6 protein-coding genes are annotated in these 7,386 nt (G+C 39.0%); 4 read left to right on the top strand and 2 right to left on the bottom strand.

All coding sequences use genetic code 11. The annotated features are described in order from the left end of the window. The first annotated feature begins 366 nt into the window (after window positions 1-366). The 4 genes from GX756_00290 (at window position 367) to spo0A (ending at window position 4,614) form a co-directional block, all read left to right on the top strand. Window positions 367-1,407 carry a rod shape-determining protein gene (locus tag GX756_00290; protein NLC16309.1) on the top strand — a complete coding sequence of 347 codons (1,041 nt, stop codon included), beginning with the start codon at window positions 367-369 and terminating at the stop codon, window positions 1,405-1,407. Between the two features lie 11 nt (window positions 1,408-1,418). Then, window positions 1,419-2,432 carry a rod shape-determining protein gene (locus tag GX756_00285; GenBank protein ID NLC16308.1) on the top strand — a complete coding sequence of 338 codons (1,014 nt, stop codon included), beginning with the start codon at window positions 1,419-1,421 and terminating at the stop codon, window positions 2,430-2,432. 83 nt (window positions 2,433-2,515) lie between these two features. After that, complete coding sequence (locus tag GX756_00280) at window positions 2,516-3,535, top strand: rod shape-determining protein (GenBank protein ID NLC16307.1); 1,020 nt, start codon at window positions 2,516-2,518, stop codon at window positions 3,533-3,535. Window positions 3,536-3,819: 284 nt separating this feature from the next. Beyond that, window positions 3,820-4,614: a sporulation transcription factor Spo0A gene (gene spo0A / locus GX756_00275; protein ID NLC16306.1), complete on the top strand. Its 795-nt coding sequence runs from the start codon at window positions 3,820-3,822 to the stop codon at window positions 4,612-4,614. Window positions 4,615-4,739: 125 nt separating this feature from the next. Here spo0A and GX756_00270 read toward each other — a convergent pair whose 3' ends face one another. Next, window positions 4,740-5,183 (bottom strand): hypothetical protein, encoded by a 444-nt coding sequence (locus GX756_00270; GenBank protein NLC16305.1) that lies wholly within the window; start codon window positions 5,181-5,183, stop codon window positions 4,740-4,742. Window positions 5,184-5,362: 179 nt separating this feature from the next. Then, window positions 5,363-7,386 (bottom strand): ABC transporter permease subunit (locus GX756_00265; GenBank protein NLC16304.1); only part of this gene is annotated, 2,024 nt, incomplete at its 5' end.

Here is a 7,386-nt window from a genome sequence, read left to right as displayed (position 1 = left end):
CCTTGATTCATAGTGCCTTTTCCTTTTGTATAATCTTGTGTTACAAACTTATTATACAAAGATAAAGGTTCACTATGAATCTTTTTTTACCCGTTGCACTTCATTTTACAATCTTCCAAATGCATTACAAAAGCAAATAAGATGCTTTTTTTAATCCCAAATTAATAAAAATAAATTTCTTTTATATTTAAAAATACCGTATTTTTAAATATAAAAGATAATTGCTACTTTGGAAACATTTTGCCCTTAAGGTTTAAATTCTTAAGACGCAAAATTTTATATATATACTACCCATAACAGCCCGACACCCAACAGCTAAAAAATTTTTTTAAAAAACTTTGTTAAGACTACTAAAGGAGGAAGTTTATGACTGAAAACGAAAAGTTGCACGATGGAAAGATTAACGTTGGCGTTGATCTGGGTACAGCTAATCTTCGTATATATGTCGAGGGTAGGGGTACCGTTTTTAAAGAACCGTCAATTATAGCAATTGACAAAGAAACAAAAAAGGTCGTTTCGGTAGGTTTTGAGGCTGCCCAGCTTGTCGGCAAAGTCCACGAAAAAGTGGAGGTTATCAAACCGCTTAACGGCGGCGTTATTTCGGATATTGATGTAATTCGCGATATCTTGATGTTTACTTTTGACAAGATATTCACATCTGGGACAAGCAAGATTAACAGATTGTTGATCTGCACGCCTTCTGAGATTACAGAGACCGAAAAAGAAGCAATAGTTATTTTAGGCAAAGAGTTGGGTGTGGAAGATACTCGTATTGAGGAAGAGATCAAAGCGGCGGCGATAGGTGGGGGAATAAGTATATATGCGGCTTCCGGCCATATGGTTATTGATATTGGCGGAGGCACTAGCAGTTTCGGCATAATATCATTAGGCGATGTCGTATTGTCAAAATCAACCAAAGTGGCTGGCGAGTATTTCGACAAGCAAATAATGCATTATGTAAAAGAAAAGTACAAGCTTGAAATCGGGCCTCAAACAGCTGAAAAGATCAAGATAACTCTTGCGTCTTTGACCGGGGACTATCCTCGCGACGACGAGGGTAATGTCATCACTTATAACGCTATGGGCCGCGACCTTGTTACCGGGTTGCCCCGCATGGATGTAATTACCCCCGAAGAAGTAAGGGAAATATTGCTTGATTGCTTTGAGTCCATCAAATCAACCTTGATAGCGACTTTGGAAATCACCCCTCCGGAATTATCGGGCGATTTAGTCGATAACGGCATTTTGCTAACAGGCGGCGGCGCTTTGATAAAAGGCATTAAAGAGTATATTGAAGATGTTACTCACATACAAGTTAAGGTCGCCACTAATCCCATTAACGCCGTAATTGACGGAACAAAGAAACTATTAAAGAACGAAAAACAACATTACTACGGTGATTATTAGGAGGATGAACTATGTCAGAAGGTATGGGAATTGGAATTGACCTCGGCACTGCTAACTTATTAGTTTATGTGGAAAAGAAAGGTATAATATTTAACGAACCGTCCGTTGTGGCGTTTGACTATGAAAGCGGAAAGATTGTTGCCGCAGGCGCAGACGCTCATCAAATGATAGGAAAAGCTCATAGCAAAATTGTCGTTATTAAGCCCTTAAGAAACGGCGTTATCAGCGACATGCACGCGGCCAAAGAGCTTTTGACCTATGTTTTGAGAAAGATTGAAAACATAACCGAAAAACAAATGTCAGCTTCAACAGCCGTTATTTGTTGCCCTTCCGAAGTAACTAAGATTGAAAGAGATGTCATGATTGAATTGGCTAAGACCATGGGCATAAATGACGTGTTTATTGAAGAAGAAATCAAGGCTGCTGCGTTAGGCGCAGGACTTGACATCTTTAGGGCAAAAGGTATGATGATTGTAGATATAGGCGGCGGAAGCACGGACGTTGGCGTATTGTCTTTTGGCGATATAGTCACATCCCGCACAATAAGAAGAGCCGGAAACTATATTGACGCTGAAATTATCAAACAGATCAAAAAGAACCAAAAAGTCGAGATTGGCGAACTTACAGCCGAAAGATGCAAAATGGATTTGTCGGACTTGCGCGAGAACGCTCCCGTTGTCGTTAACCGTTATGCCGGTCGCGATATCGTCGTAGGTATCCCCAAATATGTTGACGTCTCAACAGACGACATAAGGGAAATTATATTGCCTACATACGAAGAAATTGTCAAGCTAATCGCAACGGTACTAAAAGATACGCCTCCGGAATTGTCTGCCGACATTTACCTCAACGGTATTTTGCTAACAGGCGGCGGCGCTTTGATAAGAGGCGTGGAAGAGTTTATAAGTTCAAGGATACAAGTACCCGTAAGAGTAGCTCACAATCCATTAACCTGTGTTGCTGAGGGCGCTAAATACTTGCTCAAAAACCGCGGCAACTATCTGGTTAATCCACTTCAATTATAAAGGGGTGACGTATGAAAAAGAAAAACAATGCTATTGATGTAAAAGAACAAGTTGAACAACAACCTATTAGAATGATAAATTCTATGAGAAACCCCAATACCACTGCCAAAATAGGTATTGACTTGGGTACGGCAAGTTTGCTTGTTTATGTTGAAGGCGAAGGAATAATATTCAACGAGCCTTCGGTAATCGCGTTTGATTACTATACAGGCGAAGTTCTTGCCGTGGGAAATAACGCTGAAAAAATGATAGGAAGAAACCACAAGGGCATTAAAATAGTCAGCCCCTTGCAATCCGGCGTTATTTCGGACATGGACGCGGCCAAAAAGCTCATTGAGCTGGCGCTCAAAAAGGCTGAAAATACGGACATAGACATAACCAAATCAACCTGCTTGATTTGCTGCCCTTCCGAAGTTACGCAAATAGAACGCGATTCTATGATCCAGCTTGCTCAAAAGTTGGGCGTTCCCGATGTGTTTATTGAGGAAGAAGTAAAGGCGGGCGGCATAGGCGCAGGATTGGATATTTACAGCTCCAACGGTTGCATGGTTATTGACATGGGCGGCGGCACTACGGATATAGGCGTGCTGTCCCTTGGCGATATAGTCGTCAGCGAATCAATCCGCATAGCCGGCAACTATTTTGATAATGAAATTATCAATTATGTCCAATATAACCATGGTTTGTTGATAGGCAAAATAACCGCAAAACGCATAAAAGAAGTTATCGGCACTTTGCGCGCTCAATTGCCCGAAGACAAGACCACATACGCAAACGGCAGAGACGTTTTGACCGGACTGCCCAGAAGAATTGAACTGAAACAATCCGAAATCAGAGATGTTTTAAGGCCGTTGTTCATCCAAATCGCCAATACGGTGCTTAAAGCTTTGCAAGCGACTCCGGCTGAGTTGTCAGCCGACATTATAGAAAACGGCATTACGCTCAACGGCGGTTGCGCTTTGATTGACGGAGTAGATGAATTCTTTAACAAGCAACTAGGTCTTGAAATCAAGATCGCGCCTAATCCATTGACCGCAGTTGTTGAAGGCACTAAAATCCTTTTCAAGAACAGAGGCAACTATTATGTAAGACCCGTTGACTAATGATTTATTAGCAAAGTCTATAAATTTTAAAAACATCCGCTTCTTGAAATTAGAAGCGGATGTTTTTTTAAAAGAATGTTTACCCACAAAAAAATTTTTTCAAAAAACGCGACAAAACCACAATATATAGTATAATTAACACAAATATGTAGTTATATTTGGTAGTTTCGACAAAAAATTAAATAATTTTGTAAAATATTCTTAATTTTTTACAAAATTATTATAGAATGTATTTAATTTTGTTGGTATTTATGATATTCTTTTATTATAATAAAGGAGGGAATATGCAAAAAGTAAGATTGGGGATTATTGAAGACAGTCCGCAAATTACCGCTATGCTGAAAGACTTTTTTTTGAAAGACCCGGATTTTGAAATTGCAATGACAGCGGTTGACGGGCTGGAAGGCGTAGCCAAAATTGAACAGTTTAAGCCGCATGTGGTAATTCTAGATATTGTTCTTCCCGAGCTTGACGGTTTTGGCGTTATGGAAACAGTAAAAGACTATGTGCCAAAGTTTCTGATACTTAGCGCTCTAAGTCAAGAAAGCTTTATCCTAAAAGCTTTAAAACTGGGCGCCACTTATTACATGATAAAGCCGTTTGATTTTATGATTTTGAGAAAGAGGTTGCTAAGCATTGTTAATGACGAACCGTCCATAAAAGACGCGGGCATAATGGACAAGATAATGTCTGATTACCATATGGCGGAACCTATTAATCGTATTAGGCAAAAATCAACAGAAGAAAAAATCACCAATATTTTTATCACCGTGGGCATTCCCGCCCATATTAAAGGTTATCAGTTTTTGAGAGAAGCAATCAAAATGACAATTGAAAATCCCGAAATAATCAATTCTATAACCAAAAAATTATATCCTTCAATCGCTCAAAAATATGATACCAGTTCGTCCAAGGTAGAACGCGCGATCCGTCACGCTATTGAGGTGGCTTGGAATAGGGGCAAGATTGAAAATATTAACTCGCTTTTCGGGGTAAAGGTTTATAGCAATAACGAAAAACCCACCAATGGCGAGTTTATCGCTTTGGTCGCCGACAAGATGTTGATTGAAGGCGCGTAATTATTGGGCTTTTAAAAAAATTGAAAAAACAACCAAGGAAACAATCAAATAAACACATAAAAAAAGGTAAGCTATTTATAATGTGCTTACCTTTTTTTGGTTTATATTAACCATTATACAGAAGCTTAATTTTCCCCGTCCTCAAAATCGTCCTCAAAATCATCAAAGTCATCAAAAAAGTCATCCTCAAAATCATCGTCCAAAACAGGCTCGTTTTCTTCTTCCCTTTCTTCCTCTTCTTTCAGTTCGCTCAAAGATATCTCTATGGGCTCGTCTTCAACCGCGGGTTCTTCTTCAATCTTCTCCCAATCAACCTCGCCGTCAGCCGCCTTGTCGCTTTGTTCTTTTGCGCAAATAAAGCACATTTCTTCATCGGGCGACATATAGTTAATTTTGCATGCGGGGCATAAGATTTCCAAATCGCCGTCCTCGTCTTCCGGGATTAATATATTGGGGTCGGCTTTATTCATTTCGGCAAGGCATACCGTGCAATACTTCTGGTTTTTATTGGATACAAAATAGTTTAATTCGCATCTAGGACAAAGAATATAATCAAGCTTATTTTTCATTAAGCGCTCCTAAAAAACCATATATAATCGCAATTATTATATTCATTATAGACATAATTGTAAACTGTTTTTTATCTAAAATAAAAGAAATTAGGCATTATTTTTTTGATATTATTAGCAGAATGCAAACTAAAAAAACTAAAAAATTTTGGAAAAAAGCCCTAAACTAATAGGGCTTTTTAATTAGCGTCCCTTTTGGCAAAAGTGAAAAAGCATATAATAGCCATTATCGCGACATAAATTAAGGTTACCGTCAATGAAAACCAAAGCGTTAAGTCGGCTATTGCCGGGCCCGTGCTGCTCATATATTGGAATAGGTTGGTATTATTAAAAATGACATATTTATACCAATCAAAACCGGACAAAAACGCGTCCAAAATAAACGCCACAAAGTAAACCAATATGGAAACGGCGGTCGCTCCGCTTCTGGAGCGGAATAGCGTGGATATAGTTAAGGATATTAAGGCAAAAACAATTGATTGGAAAAACCCAAAAAGATGCAAGAAAAACACTACCGCCGCAGGATGCAGTATCAGCGCCGTCTTGCTGTTAAAAATAGACAGGGCCATATTGGCGCCTTTCAAGCCCCAACCTACCCCGCCTATCAAAAAGGTGACAACAAAATTAAAGGCAAAAAACACGAAGACGACCAAGCATATAGTCAAAAACTTCGCCAGCAACACATTGCCCCGCGTATGCGGTCTTATTAGCAATAATTTCATCGTGCCGTCGGAGTGCTCGCCCGCGATTGTGCCCGAGGCCAAGACTATGCCAAAAATCATAATAATAATCTCGGTCAAGATAAAGATAAACTCCATCGCCCCGTATCCCTTGCTCAACGACTCGGGCGCGGTGTAATTGGTGGATTCGGCGTCGTTTTCTATCAAAAATTGCGCTTGCGTAATATATGAATTGAGCATATAACGCGATGTAAAGATAAATCCTTGTATTTTTCGGGCTTGGTTGTCGTTGAGCCCGCGCGCTTCTATGGTTATTATAAAATTAGTGTTTTTTATCAGCGAGTCCAAAGTTTTGGACCTCGGCGTAAACTTTTTGAACTCGCTTTTTAATTCGTTATAAAACGCCGCGAACTCAGCGAATTTCTCTTTTTGATTTTGCTCATGCAAAGACTTGACTTGTTGTAGCTCTGATTCTTGCAAAAAAGGATATTCAATGCTTAAACTAGCCACAACAGACTCAGCCGGAATATTATAGAACAAAATCTCGGCCGAAGAGTATTTATTTAGCTTTTGATTGATAGAATCCATTAATCCTTCTAGACGCCCTTGCTCTTTATCGTCATAATAGGGTTTGAAGTATTCGTTATATATATCTTTTGTAATAATTGTGGAGTAACCCGAATTGATAACCGCCTCAAAAGGCAGCGCCGCGTCAAGTGTCAGCTTATCGCCCTTAATAGCGGCGTTAAATTGTTGTATATAAGTCTCAAGCTCTTTGAGTTCTTGATTTTGTTTGCTGGGGTCAATCGGGTCAAATTCTTGCGTAGTCAGATATTGATAAGCCTTTCTTATCATATGCTCGTTATAAGCGTAAAACATATTGGACGAATTAATGTTATCGCTTTGGGCGATATCTTTTAATCCAATTAATAAAGACTCATATTCCCGAAAAATAGGATCGGTTTCAGACGGCGCGGTGTAATTTAATTCGCCTATGTCATTACCCGGAAAAGTCGGGGGATTTTCCATTAAATATTGCGCAAATAAGCCGCCTAGTTCAACCGTAAATTTTTCTTCATTACGCTCGCCAGCTGTTTGGTATTTAATGGCATCTAGCGCACCGCGGGCTCTTTTTGTTATAGAGTTCAAAGCGGTTTTTAATGTCGCGTACTTTTCGGATATAAGGTTTTTGGTCGGCATCAGTAGATAATTAGTCCCTCTCAAAGACGAATCCGTAAGGTATGTAAACTTATCAAGCTCCTCAAAAAACTTATCGGCAGCGTATATCAATTCGTTATATCGTTGATTAATCAAATCCTCGTCGTCGCTGTCTTTTACTTTCATAAACTTATAATAAGCGCCGTCTTCTTCAAAATATTGATTGGTTTTGCCAAAGAGGTCTTCATAGCTTGCAAATAAATCCTTCATTGACTTATTGATAATATAATCCGAAAAAGAAACATTATAATTGGATTGTTTTATGTAGTTGAGGATATCTTTGTTTAAATAATATTTAAATTGAT

The organism is Clostridiales bacterium, assembly GCA_012512255.1.
Taxonomy (GTDB): Bacteria; Bacillota; Clostridia; order Christensenellales; family DUVY01; genus DUVY01.
This window is presented reverse-complemented; position numbering and strand designations above follow the sequence as displayed.